16 protein-coding genes are annotated in these 20,572 nt (G+C 32.6%); 3 read left to right on the top strand and 13 right to left on the bottom strand.

Annotated features, from left to right (window positions below):
- Positions 1-253 precede the first annotated feature (253 nt).
- From OQ292_RS22020 to OQ292_RS21980, 9 genes are all read right to left on the bottom strand, one after another.
- Positions 254-1,957, bottom strand: coding sequence for a serine hydrolase domain-containing protein (locus tag OQ292_RS22020; RefSeq protein WP_284686109.1), 1,704 nt, complete (start codon positions 1,955-1,957; stop codon positions 254-256).
- Between the two features lie 159 nt (positions 1,958-2,116).
- Positions 2,117-2,518, bottom strand: a complete 402-nt coding sequence (locus tag OQ292_RS22015; RefSeq protein WP_284686108.1) for a hypothetical protein — start codon at positions 2,516-2,518, stop codon at positions 2,117-2,119.
- A complete protein-coding gene (locus tag OQ292_RS22010) occupies positions 2,515-3,465 on the bottom strand; it encodes a M28 family metallopeptidase (RefSeq protein ID WP_284686107.1) in 951 nt (316 codons plus the stop codon). Before OQ292_RS22010 ends, OQ292_RS22015 begins: the two co-directional genes overlap by 4 nt.
- Positions 3,466-3,631: 166 nt before the next feature.
- Positions 3,632-4,852: a sensor histidine kinase gene (locus tag OQ292_RS22005; RefSeq protein WP_284686106.1), complete on the bottom strand. Its 1,221-nt coding sequence runs from the start codon at positions 4,850-4,852 to the stop codon at positions 3,632-3,634.
- A gap of 453 nt (positions 4,853-5,305) precedes the next feature.
- Entirely contained in the window at positions 5,306-5,647 is a 342-nt protein-coding gene (locus tag OQ292_RS22000; protein WP_284686105.1) for a zinc ribbon domain-containing protein YjdM, read from the bottom strand.
- Positions 5,648-6,193: 546 nt separating this feature from the next.
- On the bottom strand, positions 6,194-8,824 hold the full coding sequence (locus OQ292_RS21995; RefSeq protein ID WP_284686104.1) for an ABC transporter permease: 2,631 nt from the start codon (positions 8,822-8,824) through the stop codon (positions 6,194-6,196).
- Complete coding sequence (locus OQ292_RS21990) at positions 8,824-9,150, bottom strand: PadR family transcriptional regulator (RefSeq protein WP_284686103.1); 327 nt, start codon at positions 9,148-9,150, stop codon at positions 8,824-8,826. The genes OQ292_RS21995 and OQ292_RS21990 overlap by 1 nt, the downstream gene beginning before the upstream one ends.
- Positions 9,151-9,358: 208 nt before the next feature.
- A complete protein-coding gene (locus tag OQ292_RS21985; protein ID WP_284686102.1) occupies positions 9,359-10,054 on the bottom strand; it encodes a LytR/AlgR family response regulator transcription factor in 696 nt (231 codons plus the stop codon).
- Positions 10,055-10,804 carry a sensor histidine kinase gene (locus OQ292_RS21980; RefSeq protein WP_284686101.1) on the bottom strand — a complete coding sequence of 250 codons (750 nt, stop codon included), beginning with the start codon at positions 10,802-10,804 and terminating at the stop codon, positions 10,055-10,057.
- A 432-nt stretch (positions 10,805-11,236) separates the two neighbouring features.
- On the opposite strand from OQ292_RS21980, the gene OQ292_RS21975 reads away from it, so the two are divergent.
- Positions 11,237-13,075: a S41 family peptidase gene (locus OQ292_RS21975; RefSeq protein ID WP_284686100.1), complete on the top strand. Its 1,839-nt coding sequence runs from the start codon at positions 11,237-11,239 to the stop codon at positions 13,073-13,075.
- Positions 13,076-13,235: 160 nt separating this feature from the next.
- Here OQ292_RS21975 and OQ292_RS21970 read toward each other — a convergent pair whose 3' ends face one another.
- From OQ292_RS21970 to OQ292_RS21955, 4 genes are all read right to left on the bottom strand, one after another.
- Positions 13,236-13,643: a peroxiredoxin family protein gene (locus tag OQ292_RS21970; protein ID WP_284686099.1), complete on the bottom strand. Its 408-nt coding sequence runs from the start codon at positions 13,641-13,643 to the stop codon at positions 13,236-13,238.
- On the bottom strand, positions 13,577-14,794 hold the full coding sequence (locus OQ292_RS21965; RefSeq protein WP_284686098.1) for an amidohydrolase family protein: 1,218 nt from the start codon (positions 14,792-14,794) through the stop codon (positions 13,577-13,579). Before OQ292_RS21965 ends, OQ292_RS21970 begins: the two co-directional genes overlap by 67 nt.
- Positions 14,795-15,117: 323 nt before the next feature.
- Positions 15,118-15,900: a GNAT family N-acetyltransferase gene (locus tag OQ292_RS21960; RefSeq protein ID WP_284686097.1), complete on the bottom strand. Its 783-nt coding sequence runs from the start codon at positions 15,898-15,900 to the stop codon at positions 15,118-15,120.
- On the bottom strand, positions 15,897-16,439 hold the full coding sequence (locus OQ292_RS21955; RefSeq protein WP_284686096.1) for a TetR/AcrR family transcriptional regulator: 543 nt from the start codon (positions 16,437-16,439) through the stop codon (positions 15,897-15,899). Before OQ292_RS21955 ends, OQ292_RS21960 begins: the two co-directional genes overlap by 4 nt.
- 239 nt (positions 16,440-16,678) lie before the next feature.
- On the opposite strand from OQ292_RS21955, the gene OQ292_RS21950 reads away from it, so the two are divergent.
- A complete protein-coding gene (locus tag OQ292_RS21950) occupies positions 16,679-17,818 on the top strand; it encodes an ISAs1 family transposase (RefSeq protein ID WP_284684985.1) in 1,140 nt (379 codons plus the stop codon).
- Between the two features lie 393 nt (positions 17,819-18,211).
- Positions 18,212-20,569, top strand: a complete 2,358-nt coding sequence (locus tag OQ292_RS21945) for an SBBP repeat-containing protein (RefSeq protein WP_284686095.1) — start codon at positions 18,212-18,214, stop codon at positions 20,567-20,569.
- The last annotated feature ends 3 nt before the right edge of the window (positions 20,570-20,572 follow it).

Raw genomic sequence — 20,572 nt, 5'->3', positions numbered from 1 at the left:
AGATTCCTTATCAAATATTATAAAAGTAAGTGCATATCAAATTCTTTTTTTTACTTGATATTTAACTTTAAATGCTCATATTGAATAGTTCTTGATAGTCAAACACCAACAAACTAATCGATTTTGAGCATACTTCTTTATGTCTTTCAAACTTTAAACAACTTCTAAGTAAAATAGAGGATACATAAATAAAAAACTTAATTGATGAATCAACCCCTTACAAATAGTGAGTGTTTAAACTTATTAGTTAAAATTACTTTATCTTTTCAAATAGGATATTATTAACTGTGCCCTCAGAAGCCACTTTGAAACTCACTATTTCACCTTTATCATTTCTACAGAATGAATATTTAGTTCTCCGATTTGAACCAAATACATCTTTTTGCCCTTCAATTAATGCTATTTCTTGATTGTTGGGATAGTCTAAGGATAGGAAAGTATCTTTTATAGAAAGTAAATAGGTTACATTTAGCTCTTTAGAGAAATAATCTCCTACATAATCTTTTAAATTTTTATTAGGATTAGGGTCTAGTTTAATTGTTTCAAAGTAAAAAATAGCTCCGCCGAAATCAACTTGCATGCTTACTTTAGAATCTTTATCTGAAAGGAAAATGTGTTTAACAGAAGGGTTATCAAAACGTTGAAAACTAGTAGTACTGCTTGATTTGAGCGGAACTGCCTGATTACCTAAACTACTTTTTGCTTTTAATGTATCGTTCTCAACAAATACCTGCATTTTCATATCGCTATTGAGCTCCTGATAAGTCCCAACATACTTTTTAAGCTCATCTTTTCTGTGTGCATATGTCTCTGTTTTCTCGTTTGCTTCAGGTATTTTATCTATAAATAAATCCAAAATCTGATAAGAAATATCTACAGCATTAATAGAATTGGAGTTAGAATAAACTATTACTGCCAAGTTAAGTTCGGGTAGACAAATAAATTGAGAGCGCATTCCTATGTCTCTACCGCTATGATTATAGGTATAATATCCTTTATAAGGCGATACAAACATCCCTCTAGCATGTTTCATATCCAAACCATTAATCAGCTTATCTGTGTGGGTAATGAACTTACTCAAATAGAAATACTGATGAGCAGAATCTAAAAACACTTGAGACCATTTAGCCAGATCACTTATAGTACTTTTCATTCCTCCTGCGCCTACACAAAGTGATAGGGAATTGCTTTGTTTGAATCCATCTTTTGTTTTGTAGTAAGAATATGTTCTGTTTTTAATGATTGCATTCATATCATTTCTATAAAATGAGTTAGTCATTTTCAGTGGTTCGAACAACTCTTTTTGTGCAAACTCATGAATCTTCATCCCTGATACTCTTTTTACAATAAGTGCCAATAAAACATAATTTGTGTTAGAATATAGCATTTTTTCACCTGGCAGGTTATTGACTCCATTTTGACGAAACATCAATTCTTCAATCATTTCGTTGGTATATCCTTGGTGAGCAAAATCGAATCCCATTAAATCTAGTAATACATTATGATTTCTAATGCCACTTGTGTGATTAAGAAGGTGTTTGATTCTAATCGTATCTTGATAGAAAGTTAGTTCAGGAATGTATTTTCTCACATCATCATTCACAGACAACATTCTTTTATTTTCGAGTATTCCGATACAAGCAGAAGTAAATTGTTTTGTTACTGAAGCAAGATCAAATATCGTAGAATCATTAAAAGGGATATCATATTCTAAGTTCACATTCCCAAAACTATTATGGTAGATGAGCTCACCATTTTTTACTATACCCACAGTTAAACCTGGGCCTATATTAGAATTAACAGCACTTTGTAATAATGAGTCTAAACGGGCAGAATTCTCAACTTGTCCATAACAATATGAACTCAAGCCAATTGTAAAGAATATGATGTATTTTCTTATGAACATTAAATTATTGACAAAAGGACAAGGTAGTTTTATAACTGTTTTTGATCTCATGAGTTCAAGGTTATTATGTTTTAATTTTCATAATACCAAATTGAGAAAAAGGTACAGTTTCCTTTGATTAAATTTAGAGTAAATGGGGGGGGATGAAACTAAAATACTATAGAAACAAATGCTGATATAGCAGGAAAACACATATTGAATTAGCCTTTTTTATTTTAGCAATATCCTGTTTTTGTATCTCCATAAATAGATACCGAAGAATAAGAAAATTGCACTAAATAAAGTACCTGTAATTCCGAGTTGCGCACTTACATGAGCCTCTGGTATGGGTTTAACAAACATGTTTACAAAGCCAAATAATAATCTGGTGATAGACCATAGTATTATTAGAACGGCCCAAAAGCCAAGAATACGTTTAAGAGCTTTATTTGATTTTTTTAAACCAAAAATGAATAAAGAAATAACGGAAGTGATAATTAACAATGGTGTGTAGCTACCGATAAAAGCATAAATTATTCCTTTGTAAATAAAGAACAGTAAAGTTGCTATTAGCATAGTGGCATATAACCAATTTGCTTTAAATTTATAAATGAAGTATCTCTTTTGCTTCATGGTAAGGATACAATTTCTTTTATAACTTCCTCTATAAAATTAGAACAAGATAATAGGTATTGAAAATTTACTGTATCAAAAGTGTCTTTTGGAGTATCTTTAAATGGAGTAGAATCTTTGTGGTAGTAACATTCTCCAGCACCTATTACATTAAAGCCAGCAGGCACGAAAGCATCAAAATCAGTAGCGTTTCTGTTATACCCAACTGGATTGATAATAATATCCTTCAAAGGAATATTGTTGCGGTTTGCCACAGATTTATAAATACCTATCAAAGACTTAGACCCTGAGTATATTTCCATTGCATTATCTTTATCTGAATCCCAGCCAACCATATCGAAACAATGTATCGAGTGGATATCCAACTTCATTTTCTTCAAATGCTTAGCAAAAGCTTTGCTCCCAATTAGTTCTTCTTCTTCTTGATCAAAAAAAACAAGGATGATATTTTTGTTCCGAATTTTTCTTTTTGCAAGCTCTTTTACCACACTATATATTAAAGCTATTCCTGTGGCATTATCAATTGCTCCTGGTGCACCTCGCTTTCCTGTATCATAGTGTGCCCCAAGAATAACATATTCTTTATTGTTATTAGTAGCAGGTAGAATGCCATAGAGATTTGTGCCTTTAAAGGGTTCCAAAATTAAATCGATAGCTGGGTTTAGGTTGGGGGAGGTATAGTTATGTTCTTTAGAGCTAATATTTAAGGACTGAATTAATTCTTTTAAATAAATTTTAGCAAGAGTTCTTTCTTGCTTAGACCATCGACTTTTAATAAATGTATTGTTCGATAAGGTAAACTCACCAGATAATTGCCCTACTATTCTCTTTTGATATTCAGCTTTTTTTATCGGTAAACTATCTACTATTAAGACCTCATCTTTATGATGATTAAGGCAAGAGAAAGCCAAAAGCCCTAAAAAGATAATGATACCAATATTTTTCATTTTTAAAATTAACTACTGTATTAATGAATCACGATGGTGCTTAGTTTCACATTTATAGGTAGTTAAATATAACTTTAATGGCTAACTGTTGCAATTACGTACTCGCACTAACCAGCTTTAATAGCTATATGGTTCTCCAATTACCAACAACAATATAGTTATTCTATCATATTTCTAGTTGTTTGGATATAGTAAAATAAAAGGTGCTTCCTTTTCCTGTTTGAGATTCTACCCAAATAGTACCGCTATGTATCTCAACAATTTTCTTACAATTTGCCAGACCTATGCCATATCCTCCATATTTTTTGTCTAAATGTAGTTTTTGAAAGATATAAAAAATGCGGTCGATATGTTCTGCTGCAATGCCAATACCATTATCAGAAATAGAGAATTGATGATGGTTTTCTAATTCTTTATAGTTTATTTGAATTTCAGGATCGTGATTTTCTTTTCGAAATTTTATTGCGTTTGATATTAGGTTTTGAAATGTTTGTCGCAATTCTGTTTCATAAGCATGCAATTTTGGTAAGTTGCCCACCTTTAGGTTAGCATTTGTTAATTGGATTAGTTGATGCAAATCGTCAATTACCTCGGTTACAATTTTTTTTGTATCTACATCAGCAAGTTTTCTGTTACGTCCTAACCTTGAAAAGTCCAACAATGCGGAGACAAGGATTTTCATCCTTTCAGTAGATTTGTTTATTGATTGTAGATAATTAATGACTTCCTCACTTAGATTGAATTCAAAATCTTCGTTAATCACCTGAATGTAGTTGGAAATGGTACGTAGCGGCTCCTGTAAATCGTGTGAAGCGATGTAAGCAAATTGTTCCAGTTCTTTGTTCTTTTGCTCCAACATTGCTGTACGTTGCCGAACTCTTTTTTCAAGGCTTTTATTAATCTCTACTAATTCTCTCCTCGATTGCTCCAATTGTGTTGTGCGTTGCTTAACTCTTTCTTCAAGCTCTCTGTTTACTTCAGCCAATTCTTTCCTTGATTGATCTAATTCAGTTACATTTCTAAGCATTACGTAAATGTAATTGTCTTGAATATGATGTACAGAGCATTCATACATACCTGCTACCTCTTCATTTGAGTATTCAACCATACCCAAATTTACACTGCCTCCATCCACAGCTACATTTCTGTAAGTTTCAATAACCTGCAATCCTACTTTATGCTCATATGCTTCAGGGGCTACTTCAATTATCAATTTGCCAAATACCTCCTCTCTTTCCTTTCTCATTTCATACAGAATGATTTTGTTCATAAAAATGTAGCGAATACTTTTTAAGTCATTCGGATCCTGCACTTGAAATATACCAACACCAATAGGCAAATCATCCATGGTCTTAGTAATAACTTCTAGGTTTAATAGATCTTTCATTCTGTCAAGATTTATATAAAATGCTTGTACACATTGTATGTGTTATATTAAAGATCCTAATTTTCAGGTGGACTAACAATGTAGGCTAGACCTTTTTTAGTAATAAAGAGAGATAGCTTTGAATAATCGATGACTCAATAGTATTAATATCTTTATCTAAGTTGTCGACTGACTCAGTTAATTGGGGACTTTTAAGCATCAGGCCTTGACAATCTTACAATTAAACAAGTAAGATTATTATTATTCTAAAAAATCAGGAATAGTCTTGTATTAACTGTATATCGCTTATTAATATGAAAAGTGTGAATGTCATTTATAAATTTTGTATAAAAAAAATAACATCCACACTTACAAAGCCTCAGAAAAATGTATTTAGTTTTAGTCTTTTGAGAAATGTATTGTAACAGTTCTCGTAGAATTGAATAGAAATTTAACCAGCTATTTATTTAAAAATTAAGCCTTTTTTACAAATTCAGATTTTAAAGCCATAGCACCAAATCCATCTATTTTACAGTCAATATTATGATCTCCTTCAGTTAGGCGGATTTTTTTTACTTTAGTTCCGGCTTTAATTGGAGCCGAAGATCCTTTTACTGGTAAATTTTTAACAATAATTACAGAATCTCCATCTTGTAATACATTGCCATTGGCATCTTTTACCACTAATGCTCCTTCTTCTAGCTGTTCTTCTGGGTTCCATTCAAATCCGCACTCAGGGCATGAATATAATTCTTCACTTAAAAAATATCCATAAGGAGATTTACATTGTGGACAAGGTTTCATGTTTTCAGACATAGTCATTAAATATTTTCACAAAATTGTTTATTGAATCGCAATAGTACATTTCAATTTCAAAAGTAGGGAAGTTATTTAATAAATCAGGGTTGAGTACCAGATTGTTTATTGAGGGGATGTGTGATTTATATTCTTTTATAGAATAAGTTTTAGTTTAGCATACAAGGAAATTATATATGAGTTTTTATTTCTTAAATAGTGAGTAGGACGATTCACTAATTTTGTAACACCAAGTTAAAATCCATAGGCTTGACATATAATTTGCTGGCTAAAGCATAGTAATTCCTATTTGAAGAAATAAGCTTTTTTTAATACCTTTTTGTTTTCGGCATACTTACTAGCCTAGTATTGGCGCTTCGGCACATTTAGCAACAACAGTACTGTTGTTGCAATTACAAGTGGTACATTAACTAATGAAACGAGTATTGTATCACACTGAAATATACTTTCAGTGTGATACATTTCATTTTTTCCTGAAAAGCATATTAAAAATTTCCATTCAATCTCATTGAGGGTAAAGCCATTGGAGAAACTTGTTGGCATATGCTATTCTGACCTTAAACTATCAATAGGATTGGCAATGGCTGCTTTTAATGATTGCCAGCTGATAGTTATTAAAGCTATGGTTAAAGCCAGAAAGCCTGCAAGAGCAAAAATGAAAACGTTCATACCGATTTGATAGGCAAAAGTATCGAGCCATTTGGCCATAAAATACCAAGCAGCAGGAATGGCAATTATCAGAGAGATCAAAAATAGTTTGATAAATCCAGTAGAAAGTAAGGTTATAATTTGTAATACTGATGCACCTAGTACTTTTCTAATTCCGATTTCTTTAGTTCTTTGACTAGTTGTATAAGCAGTTAAACCAAAGAGTCCTAAGCAAGCAATAAAGATGGCTATACTGGTAAATATTCCGAATATTTTGCTAAACCTGTTATCAGCTTGGTATTGTTTATTGAAACTATCGTCCAAAAAGGTATAAACAAAAGGTCGGTGTGGTATGAGTTCTTTCCACGTTTCTTCTAGGTCTGCTAGTGTTTTTCTAATCTCCTGTGGTTTTACTCTAATAGAAAATTTTCTTAAACTGTAAGGTTCGAATCGCAGCGAAAGTGGTTCTACCTCTCTGTGTAGAGATTGATAGTTGAAATCTTTTACTACACCTACTACAATCCCTTTTTTGCCCCATTGATCAAAAGGTTTACCAATCATTTCTTTGGGGTCTTCATATCCCCACAATGTTGCTGCGGTTTCATTTAAAATCAATGAACTAACTGAATCTGAAGGAAAATCAATAGAAAATGGTCTACCAGCGGCCATTTCAATATTATAGTTCTGAATAAACGTTTGATCTATTTCATAAATAGTAGGGCTGTACATCATCATTTCACCTTGAGCATTTTCAATAGTAGTACCTGCATTGGGTAAAAAATCACCCGGAACCGCTCTTGAGGCAGATACTGCGGTTACATTAGGATGCGCTAGAAAAGATTGCTCTATGGCTTCTATCTGTTGTTGAACCTTGTTATCCCAACCGAAATCTAAAATCAACATTTGTTCTTTATCAAAGCCTAGATCTTTGTTTTGTAAGAATTCTAATTGAGATAAAACAATGGAAGTACCAATCATTAAGGCAATGGATAAACTAAATTGGAAAACCACCAAGACTTTTCTTAAAGCAATACCCTTGTTTGAGTTTCTAAATATCCCTTTTAAAACTGTAGCAGGACTAAATTTTGATAGTAACCACGCTGGATAAGAACCTGCAAGTAGTCCGATTAAAATAGTAGCAACTAACAATATAGGCAGTATTTGCCAGCTAAATAAGATTTGGTAGTTTATAGGTTTGCCTATTAAATCTTGTAATATCGGGGCAAAAGCTACCACTAGAATTAAAGCGAGTAGTAGAGATAAAAAAGTCAATAAAATGTATTCAGTCAAAAACTGAACTGTTAAAGTAGTTTTTACAGCTCCAGCAACTTTTCTGATTCCTACCTCTTTAGCCCTTTCTAATGAACGAGAAGTAGAAAGATTGATAAAGTTAATACAAGCAATCAACAATATAAATAAAGCTATGGATGCAAAAATGTACAAGTTAGATAAACTCCCTGTGTCACCGGGTTGGCGACCAGCTTTTGAATGTAAGTAAGCATCAGTCATAGGTTCAAAGGCAATTACATAATGGGTTTGGTCCCAATTGCCTGTATATTTTTGTGTAAATTCATCTGCTTTTGCTTCAATGTTTGACAATTGTGATTTATCGTATAAGGTAAAGTAAGTGTAAAAATCTACATAACCCCAATTCGCGAAAATGCCAGGTCTATACTTACGAAAAGTGGACATAGATACCAATCCATCAAAAGTAAAGTGAGAATTGTCTGGAACATTTTCCATGACTCCAGACACCGTATAGGTGTCATTCTCATCCACAATAATGGTTTTGCCTAAGGGGTCTTCATTCCCAAAATATTTATTAGCAATGTCTTCCGTTAATACGATGTTATAAGGTTCATCTAGCGCAGTGAGTGGATCACCTTGAAGCATTTTCCAACTGAACATCTGAAAAGCGTTGGAGTCTGCAAATATCATGTTATCTTCTTGAAAAATCTTTTCTTTATATTGAAACAAGAAGTTGGCGGGGCTAGTAAACTGGAATATGCTTTCTACCTCAGGAAAATCTCTAGACATAGCTTCTGCAATAGGCGCATTCCCCCAAACTTGAAACTCTTCAGGTTGGGTTTCCATGTTCTTCTTTTCTATTGGTTTATAGGCATGCAATACCCGGTAAATATCATTTAATTTTGTGTGGTATTGATCGTAGGAGAGTTCAAACTGGATATAAAGTAAGATAAGCAGACAGCTAGCTATTCCTACCCCTAAGCCTGTAATATTGATAATAGAATACAATTTCTTTTTGGTAATATGGCGCCAAGCTATTTTAAAATTGATATGAAGCATATTTTGATAGATTAAAAATTGTATGAAATTGAAAGATTTAATATAGTCTGGTCTGAAATGTAAAAGCACTTGCCACCAAAAACTTCGGATTGCATGTTTAGGGTTTTGCTCATAGTGCATTTCAAAAATCTCGATCAAGTCCCCTTCGATTTCGTCGAGAAAGTCTTCTCGGCAAAACCAACGGAGAAATTTAAGTGCTTGCTTTGGAGGTTGAGCATTCATTAACCAAAAGAAATTTTAGGGATGGACAAATACATACTAGTTCTTAATGCATATTGATTGTCGAGTACTTGTTTGCCAAAAGCAGTAATTACATAGAATTTCTTTCGTCTGCCTCCTCTGTCATTGGTAATTCCACCATATCTTGATTGTATGAAGCCTTTTTCTTCCATTCGTTTAAGGGCTACATGAATGGCGCTAACATTAATTTTCTTTTGCAGTTTTTTTTCTAGACTCTCCATTATAGAAACCCCATATGCTTGATCGTGCTGTGCAGCTACAGTTAAAAGCACTAATTCTTCAAATTCTCCTAGTGAAGGTATTTTCATTATATTTATTTACTTAACAAAAGTAAAAGTAATAATTATATCTATATTTGTTAAGTAAATATACTAGGGGATAAGAATAGAGTTGTGAACGGTTATAATTGTAGGATAGGAGGTAAGTATAATAAACTTTGTTACTCAAGAAAATCAAAGTTGAAATATCAAGAAATATTTACTAATTGAGACCTAAGATCTAATGCTACACTATTAACTAAAATCTATTACTCTGAAAATATTTCTTCAAATCATCGCGATATCTACTACCCACAGGGATTTCAACATTATTTATTAAAACGCATTTACCATTGTACTGTCTAATTTTATTTAGCGGAACAATATATGATTTGTGGATCCTCATAAAATTATAAGCGCTTAAATCAACTTCAACTGATTTAAGTGTTTTAAGAACTAAACAATAATTATTGCCGGTAACAATTTTAGCATAATCTTTTAAACCTTGGATATAATCAATGTCATCTAAAAGTATTTTTATAAAATCGTCGCCATCCTTTACAAAAAAAGAAGATCCTTCATCAATAGTTGATTTACTGAGTCTTTCATAACGATTCAACGCTTTTGCAAACCGCTCAAAAGATATGGGTTTCAACAAATAATCAATTACTTCAAGATTAAAGCTTTCTACAGCATGTTCACTATAGGAAGTGGTCATTATAAACTTAGTAGGTTCTGCTGTTAGTTTAACCAACTCGATTCCTGAGATTTCGGGCATAGCGATATCTGTAAAAACAACATCAACTTGTTGGTTTCTTTTTAAATAATTAAAAGCTTCGACTGAATCGGTAAATGTTCCAACCACTTCAAAATTGGAGAAACGTTTTAGATAATGGGTAATCACATCTATAGCTAAAGGTTCATCATCTATTACTATAGTTTTATATGGGTTCATTTAGTCTAATGTTATTTTAAGTTTAGCTGTGAAAGAATTAGAGTCTCTGTGTAATGCCAAATCTGCATTTTTTTTATATAATAGATTTAAGCGCTGTTTTAAGTTGTCTAGCCCTTTTCCTTTTCTGTTGTTTTCTTGAAAATGTTGTTTTTTGGGCACACTATTTTTAACTGAAAAGTGTAGCTGTTTACCATTAAGATCGAATAAAACGGAAACAAAAGCATCTTTGGAATTCGTGTAGAAACCGTGCTTAAAAGCATTTTCTACTAAAGGGATCAAAATTAATGGTTCTATAAATTTATCAACCATTAGTACTTTATCACCTCTAAATTCGATGGCAGAATCTTCACCAAATCGCAATTTCTCTATATCTATATATTTTTCTATTAAATCTAACTCTTTGCCAATGGGTACTTTTCCTAACTCAGTATTGTCAGTTAAATAGCGCATCATTCCAGATAATTTTAAAATGTATTCAGAAACATCTTCATTCTTTTTTAAAGACAAGCTGTAAAGAGAATTAAAAGCATTATACAGAAAATGAGGTTGCATCTGATTTCTAAGCAATTGCACTTTAGCTGTATTCAGTTCATCTCTTAACTTTTTATACTTGTTGAAATCATCCAATTTATTTACGTAATACAATAGCAGATAAAACAACAATGTTAGTCCCAAAAAGCTGGTGAAATAATCGAAGGTGTCATCAAATAAAATGATGTTATCTGTTCTAATATCCTTTAGTACAGCCAAGGACAAAAGAATTAAAATAGACAAAAATGTATATCCAACTTTTTGCCATATAGCTTCTAAATGGATTACATAAAAATGAAGGATATAAACAACGCATACGGAAATAAAATTTTCCATTGCATCGCAAGTAATAAAAAAAAACCAATCACCAGGTAAAATATCAAAAGCTCTTTTTAACAAGTATATAGTTATAACGGATATTAATCCAAAATTGAAAGCTGATTTTATAGAATTTATGTTCTTTTCAGATAGGTATTTCATAAAGTAATTGCTACATATAGACCAAGTAAAGATAGATAAAATATAAGTAAATTCGATTGAGGAAAGTCTAGTGAGAGCTAAGGGATGTCTATGGTGAACTATAGTTGGTCGATATCATTTTTTTGGGGAATCACACTCAGATACATTTAGTAAAAACTTAAATTTAAAAAAATGAAATTCTATTTTTTACTACAACTTCTGTTTCTATTTACTTCCATTGGGTTTAGCCAAACTTTAAGTTTAAAAAAAGCCTCACCATTCACAGCAGTAAAATGGACAGATGAAGACCAACCTATTGTAAAATTTAATGATGAATGGCACACATTAATTAAGCTAGACAAGCATACCACTCAGGAGATTTTGGATTTTTGCAAAGAAGAATTTCAAGATAAATGGCAAAAGCGATTTTCGGAAGATTTGGTTGAAGTTTTAACAAAAATGGGTACTCCACCCAACCAACAGGTAGCGCTTATACTTGAAAAAGACTCAAAAGAAATGCAAGTTACGGGGACTTATTCTTTAGAAAACAGGCAGAAGGTATATCAATATAATCGGCAAGACAGACAAAAGAAGGAGCTTAAAAAGATTACGTCTTCTCAGGCCATGGAAGATATAGACCAGTTCTCCGAAATTCTGACAAACAAATCTTCATATATGCATTTAGCAGACTTCGATTTCCAAAGTGAAATTGATAAGCTCAGAGCAAGAATCTTTTCTAAATTAAAAGATAGTGTTGATATAAATTATCTCACATTCGAGTTGGCCAAAATAATGGCGGAGATAGGTGATCGGCATTCAAGTGTAAGAAATACATGGTTTGAAAAGGGGAACTATCCAACTTATGGTCTACAATTACCATTTACTATTGCACCACTCAATAGTAAAACAGTTGCTTTGCGAGCTATACCAAGTGATGGAAATTATGAATATTTTCACAAAGATTATCCCAATGTTAAATCAATCAATGGATTTCCTATTGATGTTTTTATCGATTCTATGGCATATAGATCTAGAAAAGCGCCGCAACAAGCCAAGTTGTCAAGAGGTGTTACAGAGGTACAGCGTTTTGGAAGCCTCTATTTTAAAAACAATTTGAAATTACCATCAAAAATAGAAATTGTATTTACCAATGGTGAATCAGAGAATAGAGAAATCGTCTCCTTGGTGAATAATAGATTGGATTATAAATCTAAAATAGAAGAGCGTATTTTCCAGAATCTTCTGGAAATGTCAAAAGGTTATTTTCAAAACCTCTCAAAATTACTCGAAGGAGATATTGGATATATTTCAATTCCACGAATGTATAGTTTTGATGATGTGCTTGGATTGGAAGCATATATTGATTCAGTTTTTAATAATTTCCAAAAGACCAAGGCGCTAATAGTTGATCTTCGATATAATCCTGGTGGAAGTAGAGATTTACTAAATAAGTTTGCGAGCTACATTATTCCAAAATCTCAATCTCCATGGATTGCCAATGTTGCCTATTTAAGAACTGACGAAGAAAGTATTCTTCACAATTCAATGTCTGCTCGATTTTTATATACTTATAACTCCGATAGATTCGATGATGCAGATAGAAAAGCAATAGACCTATTTTCTAAGAATTTTGCCACTGAAAAAGAATTCGATACTTTAAAATTTAGCAAACCCCACTATATGATTTTGAGAGGTGGTTCATCAAGCTACAAACAACCTGTTTATATACTTGTTAACGACCATAGCTTTAGTGCTGCTACCGTATTTACCAGTGCCTTTAAGGGTTTACCTAATGTTAAGATAGTTGGTGTAACTACAGATGGCTCTAGCGGAAATTCAGATAGAATCTATTTGAAAAACTCAAATATACGGGTTAGAATTTCAACGATGCTTTCCTTTCAAAGAAACGGCAAAACATTAGATGGCAACGGTACAGAACCAGATATATACTTACCAGAGGAAAGTACTCAACTATTAGAAGGTACTGATGATCAATTACAAAGAGTATTGGAATTGATTAATAATCTTTAGGTTTATTGGAGCGAGTGAATCCAGATTTCTTATGATAAGTATCTCAAAGCTTACTAAAATCTACTGGATTCACCCACTATAAATTTTTATTAAACCTACTTATTAACTTCTGGATTAAAGAAAGATAATACAATAAATAAAGGATATAAAAAGCTAATAACTATTTCAACTTTAGATTATCTAAAAAATCAATGATATCAGCCGAACCTGCTAATGATTCAGTAATTGTTCCTTTTTCATTTACTAGGTATAAAATGGGATAACCCGATATTCCGTAGTCGGTTTCAATATCTTTGCGGTCTGCAATTATAGGATATTCTACTTCATATCTTTCAAAGTATTTTATAGTTCTTTCTTTAGAGTTGGACCCTAGAAAATTGATTAGTTGGGTATCGTTTCCTAATTTAAAATCAGCTTGGCTTATGTGATCTGTTACCTTTTTGGAGTATCCGCAATTGGTATCAGAAAAGAGTAAAATTGTGTTATGCCCAAAATGTTCCTTTAATGATATTTCTTTATCATTAATATCCTTTCCATCAAAAAATGGAGCCTTTGTCCATTTTTCCAAATTTGGTTAATTTCTTTAATATTGGAAATATCATCTAAAGGACTTGCATTAAGAACAACAAAATTTGCTCTGCTGCCTACCTTCAAATCTCCTATAGGTAAATTAAAGGCCGTAGCAGCATTTCCGGTGGCGGCTTTTAATATTTCTAGATTTGACAAACCTGATAACTTATAAAGATCGAGTTCAAGAAAGTAATCATCTTCGAAATTCATTTGACCTTCTTGTGCATCGGTTCCAGCTACAATCAAAATTCCATTTTCATGGTATTTCTTAATTATTTCAGCTCTTTGCTCAGCATCCAATAAGTTTTCATTTACCCATTCAGTAATAAAAGGTGGTACTCCGTCCATTGATTTTAATGAGATGCCTCCAGTGGTAACAATGAATGCTCCACTTTCTTTTAACTTTTGGTAATACTCTTCGGGAACAGGCAGTTCATCCTTGAAATCTATCATATGAACAAATCCATCTGGTTTGTACTTAGCTAGTTCGATTATTTCTTCAACGGTAGTTGCATGAATCACTGCCTTATAGTTTTTGCTATGTGTGTATTGAATTATTTGCCCTATAGCTTCATAGCTTAAAGAAGGTGGAGCAGGATCCCCCAACCATCCTCGATTTACATGAATTAATTTAATATAATCGGCTCCATTTGAAATACGATTATCTACCCAGGTTGGTACAGATATGGAGTCGTTGATTGTTTCCATTTCGGGGCTAAACTGGGTTGGATGACCACCAGGTACAGTTGCGGCATGGCCAGAACCATATAACAAAGAATAACCATTGGAATCTCGTGACCATATTTTCCATTCTTGCTCTCGGGCTTCCAATCCGGTATGCATGTTCAATAGATACATAATTCCTCTTTTGTAACCCTGCTTAAGTTGTTCAATCGATGAGGCATGTACATGAGCATTTACTAAGCCTGGAATTATAAACTTGCCTGAATCATCTATAGTCGAGTCTCCAATTATTTGCTCTGAGGTTATTACAGCAATTGTATCTTTATTAATGGCTATATTGACAATGCCAAGGTTATTATAACCATCAAAAAGATTAGCGTTTTGAATAACAAGATCGTATGTTGGTTTTTCACCACAACTAACAATCAATAAGGTCAAAATGAGTGTTACCAAGTGCTTATTCATAGATTAGATTTATGCGCTCTAACTAGGAGGTATATGTATTTCACTTACCTGTTTTATGTAATTAATTCTCTAAGTGTAGTATCGGATATTAAATACTCAATAAAAATAACCAAAATATAGGGTATTAGCGAATTAAGATAAAAACACATAATATTATTGACTTATGAAATATTTAACGCTTAATGTATGAGTAGTGGAAGATAATGTAGTATTTTCCTGTTAAACTGTCAAGATTTTGATCGGACTATAAACCTTGATAGTTATCTTATAAACTGCCTCCATTACCTATGCAAGGAGTTGCGCTTAGTGTTTAAATGTCATCTTTAAAAGGTAATATCAAAAATGATATTTGAACAATAAAAACCTGATTTCTCAATTACCATTCTCGAAGAAATATTATCGAATGTAGTTGAACAAATTGGCTTTCTACCAGCTTTCAATACCCTATTTACCTGCATTTTCATGATTTGTGTAGCAATTCCTTTGCCTTGAAAATCGCGATTTACGATAATACCTAAGTCTGCTATTTCTGGTTGAGAATCGCTAATTCTACATTCACTTGTTGCTACTATAACCTCAGACTCTTTGAGCTTAAAAATTTCTTTTTTGGTTACAAGATTTTGGGTATAACCAAACGTATCATCAAAACCAATCTGCTCTTTAAGGAATAACTTTACCGAAGGAATGTCATCAGTAGTGACTAATTCTATATTTAAGTTACTACTTACTTCCATCTCTTTGTTCAAATGCTCAAAACAAAATGTATTTGTTCTTACAGATTTTGATTGAAATAGACATGCATTAAATGCGATAGGTTCATTTGAACTTAAACTTGCAGATTTAACCAACTCTGCTTTAATTAATTCCTTAATTGTTTTGCTCATCAAAAACAGATAGGTTTTAGTAATATATATTTGAGTCAAACAGTCTTTCTCGTTAATACAACAGTACCCAATAATGTTATTTTTATCCTTAATAAGATAATGTTGAGAAGAGCCGATATAAAGTTGTTCCCACATTGCATCAATAGGCGCAGCTAAAGAAAGGTATAATTGAGACCTTAATTTGTTAATCGTTTCAGTTATATCTGTTTTTATAAAATTCATTGCTTTGAATATTTTTTTATTATAAGGTCTTTAATTTGTTCTAGAGGAAACTCTTCATAAATCCCCAAATAGTTTAATGCTATTCCATCTAATTCTGCGATGAACATGTGGCTATTGATCAGAGAATTATTGGCATCTATTTTATCGAAAATCTCTTTGGTTTTTTTTAATATAAATGTTGATCTTTCTTTTATTAGGTCATCCAACACTATTCGCGTTTTGGGCTGAACTATAACATTCATATTAAAATGAAAGAATAGCTTATCTGATTCTAGTTGAGAAAAGAATGACTCCAATAATTCAGCAAGTTGTTCATTAGGATTTTGATTTTTGTTATCAATGGCATTTATCTCAACGATTAGCTTGGTTGTTTTCGAGAAAATCTCTCTTAATAGTCCATCTTTAGACTTAAAATGATGCGAGATTAATCCTTTGGAAACATTTGCCTTTTCGCATACTACCGATAGTGGTGTATTCTCGTATCCTCTCTCGGAGAATAGCTTTGTTGCTATCTCAATTATTTGTTCTCTTTTATCCATACAAAAACGTAAATATATGCACTGACCGAACGTGCAGTTATCACAAATGTAAAGATATTTTTAACATTTTCTAGAAAATTATTTTAAAACAGAAAATTTATGAGGTGAGGAGGTCCTTTTTTATTGAGTCAAATGGCGATTATAAACAGTCGTTTTAATGCTGTCATAGTAGGGGGAGGGGAAGGGCAAACGCATATAAATGAAAAAGTTTTATCTTTCCAATAAATACTATTTTTCATATGCCTACTCCGAGCAGTCACCTATCGTCTTTATTACCAAAGCTATCTAATATTGAAGATTTCCGCATGGAACGCAACCAATTATATCCACTTAACGAAATACTATTTCTTACAGTTAGTGCGGTAATAAGTGGATGTAGATATTGGGAAGAGATAGCCGATTTTGGAGAGGAAAAATTAACATGGCTTCGTAAATATCTACCCTTTTTGCAGGGAACACCTTCGCATGACACCCTTAATCGTGTATTTTCTCATTTAGATTATACATCATTTGAGCACTGCTTTATCGACTGGGTTACAGAAGGTTTACTACTAAAAGAAGGAACAGTTATCAACTTCGATGGAAAAAAACTATCCCGTAGTGCTACTAAGAAAGAACAGCAACTACCTGGTAATCAAGGAGGTAAAGGTGCAGTACATTTAGTAGAGGCTTGGTGTAGTGAACTACAAATATGTTTAGGACAATATTATACAGATGATAAATCTAACGAGATAGTCAGTATCCCTGCTTTAATAGATTTGCTAGAGTTAAAGGGAACAGTTATCACCATTGATGCGATTGGATGCCAAAAAAAGATTACAGAGAAGATAGTTAAACAGGAAGCAGATTACGTGATAGGCTTAAAAGCTAATCAAAAGAAGTTACTTCATAAAGTGGAATCCTGTTTTGGTCACTCTGAGTTGAAAGCTGTGGATAGTTGGGATAAAGGACATGGACGGATAGAATGCCGTTCGTGTCGAGTATTACCTGCTCATCTTATAGGAGAAGAGTGCTTACAAGGTTGGACAGGATTAAGTACTATTATCGAAATATCCTCTTATAGAGAAGTAGTAGCTTCAGGTAAAGTAAGTCGTGAGCATAGATATTACATGAGTAGTTTACAGGGTACACCTGAACGGTTTAATCAAATTATTAGAGGACATTGGACGATAGAAAATCAATTACATTGGTCACTAGATGTACAATTTGGTGAAGATTTTAGTACCAAGAGAAAGGATAATGCTGCACGAAACTTTGGTGCTGTTCTCAGAATTGCTACCAGTTTGTTAAAATCTAATAAAGATACAGTTAGTCTCAATAGAAAAATGCTCAAAGCAGCTCGCTCTGATGAGTATAGAGAAACCATTATTAGATTATAATTTATATGCGTTTGCCCTTAGGGTGAGGGGTGAGGGGTAATCTAAATATTCAGCTAGATCAATCATTGGAGGTAATTCGTTTACATCTTATTTTCATAATTTGTCTTTTAGTTTGCCAAACTAATACAAACATTTTATTTTACATTCTACAAATAATTCTATTGGGAGTCAACATTATTATTTTCTAAATAACTGTTCAAACATTTCCTTTTACCTAATACTTAAAACAATTGTTAATAAACTTAACGATAACCCAACTACTACGCTGCTATCTCGTATGCTATGTTATGTGTGCGAGGATTTAAGTATTTTTTTAACTGTCGTACATTCTTGATTGATACCACTACATTCCTCAATTAGCTTGAAAAATTTCATTTTTTAAACTATAAGTTTATGTTCATTACGTTTATCTTTTCACTGCAAAACTTTTGGAAACAACTAGTAAAACACATTGTTTATAATCATTATCAAGCAGTAATTCATGGCTTGTTATTTTGTTTAAGTTTTACCTGCCAAGCACAACTTACAGCTCAATGGGCTACCATGTCGGGAGGGCGTGGAAACGAAATTAATCAAACTATAGCAGTTGATATGGAAGGCAATGTATATGCAACCGGCATATGTAGTGGTAATTCTACAGATTATCTAGATTTTGGCAATGGAATAGATGTACACCAACCTGGAGCCTATCTGGTAAAATACAATACGGATGGAGTCCCACAATGGGCAAGAACTCTAGGAAGTTCAACTGAAGGATATGGTGTTGCTACTGATGCAGCAGGTAATGTATATGTTTGTGGAATATTTAACAAACCTGCAATAAAACTTGGCATAGCAGCAAATGTGCAGCACAGTGGTGATGGAGATGATGATATTTTTTTAATTAAGTTTGATACAAATGGAAATGCCTTGTGGGGTAAAGTAGTAAGGAGTTCAGAAGTATTAGATGATGAATTTAAAAATAATTTACGGTTAGTAGTTAATGATGTAGGAGATGTACATCTAGCGGGTATTTTTAAGCGATTCTATTATGCGATAATTAAAGATGATTATCATATTTTAACCTATAATGGAGTGCAGCCAGTAAAGGTAAAATATAATGGATTACAAGATATTTTTGTCCTTAAATACGATACAGACGGAGAATATCAATGGGCTAAATCTATAGGTGGTGCTAAAAATGATCAAGTTAAAGGGATAGCTTTAGATACAGAAGATAATATTTATCTAACAGCTTATTCAGAAAGTATTTCTATGCAATATAACAATGCACCAAACGCAATTATTTCTACTTTAAAAAAAGCTGCAGACTTTCCCATAGTTATCGAAACAAAAGGCAATACCTATTTGATAAAACTAGATGCAAATGGAGGGAAAATTATGGAGAAAAACTTCAATGTAAATTATAATGAGAGAAAAAGAATATCTTTAGCGGTTGATGGGGATCAGAATATTTATATGGCGGGAAGTGGATTTTCTGGTAATATAAATTTTGGTGAAGATTTAATGGGAAATAATATAGAGCTTACAAGTTTATATGAAAGTGATACTTATTTGGTGAAATATTCTGATATAGGTAAGCCAATTTGGGCATCTAATATAACAAATGCAGGACATGTAACAACTTCAATAGCTGTTGATGCGATTGGCTATTTATATTTAACTGGATTTTTTTATACCGAAGAAAGTGGTGAATTTAGCTTAGATTTTGGTAATGATATTTATGCTTCTCTTGAATTGCAATCAAATCCTTATGAAGAGCAGTCGTTTTTGGTACAATATAATACAGATGGACAGGCCTTATGGGCAAATGCTTATGGAAGACCCCATTATTTCGATTATGATATAGGAACAGATATAGAAGTAGACCACGAAAATAATATTTACTTAGTTGGTTATGCTAGAATGAGTGATGGAGATGCGATAGATTTTGGAGATGGTGTATTAGGGGCTCCTGATTATATCGATCCAGACGTTGGAGGTGAACAAGATATGTTTTTGGTAAAGTTTACCAATATATATGCTGCTAATTATAACCAATATCCTTTTGGTAATGATTATGAGATTCTGACTGATGTTGGAGTCCATCCGATAACTGAACTAAATAAAACTGAAAGTAATGGATTACTTGAAAAAGGATTGACATTGTATAATGTTGGCGATAAAATCAAGTATAATTTTGAGATCGAAGCAAATGGATTATTTCAAATAAGAGCAAGACTACGTTCAGGTGATGTTAATGATCAAGCTTCTTTTTGGCCTGACGGATATGCCTTTGAAGTAGATAATAGTGATTTAGCCTTTTCTGGTGTGATGGAAAGTCCTGAACATTATCCTTCTTTTATAGGTAATTCGTGGTTTGGGATTATGGAGTCAGAATCAATCTATTTAGAGGCAGGTACTCATGAATTATCAGTAGAAGCTATGCAAGCTTGGGCTGCATTAGATTATTTCGAGATTGTACCTGTAGAAATTGAAACTACTATTGCTTATCGTAAAAGTCCAACGAATATAGAAGTATATCCTAATCCAATACTTGCGGGTGAAAGTACAATCACACTTAAGTCTGAATTTAATGTGAAAGATGTCCAAATTCTATCGATGGAAGGAAATGATATTTCTAAAGAAGTAAGTACTATTGAAATTTTTTCTGATACTGTTGAAATCCATATAAAATATACGGGGCTTTACTTTGCAAGAATATTTTTAGATAATGGAGAATCGATTACCAAGCGGCTTCTAGTTAGATAGATT

The organism is Chondrinema litorale, assembly GCF_026250525.1.
Taxonomy (GTDB): Bacteria; Bacteroidota; Bacteroidia; order Cytophagales; family Flammeovirgaceae; genus Chondrinema; species Chondrinema litorale.
This window is presented reverse-complemented; position numbering and strand designations above follow the sequence as displayed.

Bases quoted from the DNA above. Each gene is read 5' to 3' on its own strand.
- OQ292_RS22020 (WP_284686109.1), bottom strand. From the start codon at position 1,957: ATGAGATCAAAAACAGTTATAAAACTACCTTGTCCTTTTGTCAATAAT.
- OQ292_RS22015 (WP_284686108.1), bottom strand. From the start codon at position 2,518: ATGAAGCAAAAGAGATACTTCATTTATAAATTTAAAGCAAATTGGTTA.
- OQ292_RS22010 (WP_284686107.1), bottom strand. From the start codon at position 3,465: ATGAAAAATATTGGTATCATTATCTTTTTAGGGCTTTTGGCTTTCTCT.
- OQ292_RS22005 (WP_284686106.1), bottom strand. From the start codon at position 4,852: ATGAAAGATCTATTAAACCTAGAAGTTATTACTAAGACCATGGATGAT.
- OQ292_RS22000 (WP_284686105.1), bottom strand. From the start codon at position 5,647: ATGTCTGAAAACATGAAACCTTGTCCACAATGTAAATCTCCTTATGGA.
- OQ292_RS21995 (WP_284686104.1), bottom strand. From the start codon at position 8,824: ATGAATGCTCAACCTCCAAAGCAAGCACTTAAATTTCTCCGTTGGTTT.
- OQ292_RS21990 (WP_284686103.1), bottom strand. From the start codon at position 9,150: ATGAAAATACCTTCACTAGGAGAATTTGAAGAATTAGTGCTTTTAACT.
- OQ292_RS21985 (WP_284686102.1), bottom strand. From the start codon at position 10,054: ATGAACCCATATAAAACTATAGTAATAGATGATGAACCTTTAGCTATA.
- OQ292_RS21975 (WP_284686100.1), top strand. From the start codon at position 11,237: ATGAAATTCTATTTTTTACTACAACTTCTGTTTCTATTTACTTCCATT.
- OQ292_RS21965 (WP_284686098.1), bottom strand. From the start codon at position 14,794: ATGAATAAGCACTTGGTAACACTCATTTTGACCTTATTGATTGTTAGT.
- OQ292_RS21960 (WP_284686097.1), bottom strand. From the start codon at position 15,900: ATGAATTTTATAAAAACAGATATAACTGAAACGATTAACAAATTAAGG.
- OQ292_RS21955 (WP_284686096.1), bottom strand. From the start codon at position 16,439: ATGGATAAAAGAGAACAAATAATTGAGATAGCAACAAAGCTATTCTCC.
- OQ292_RS21950 (WP_284684985.1), top strand. From the start codon at position 16,679: ATGCCTACTCCGAGCAGTCACCTATCGTCTTTATTACCAAAGCTATCT.
- OQ292_RS21945 (WP_284686095.1), top strand. From the start codon at position 18,212: ATGTTCATTACGTTTATCTTTTCACTGCAAAACTTTTGGAAACAACTA.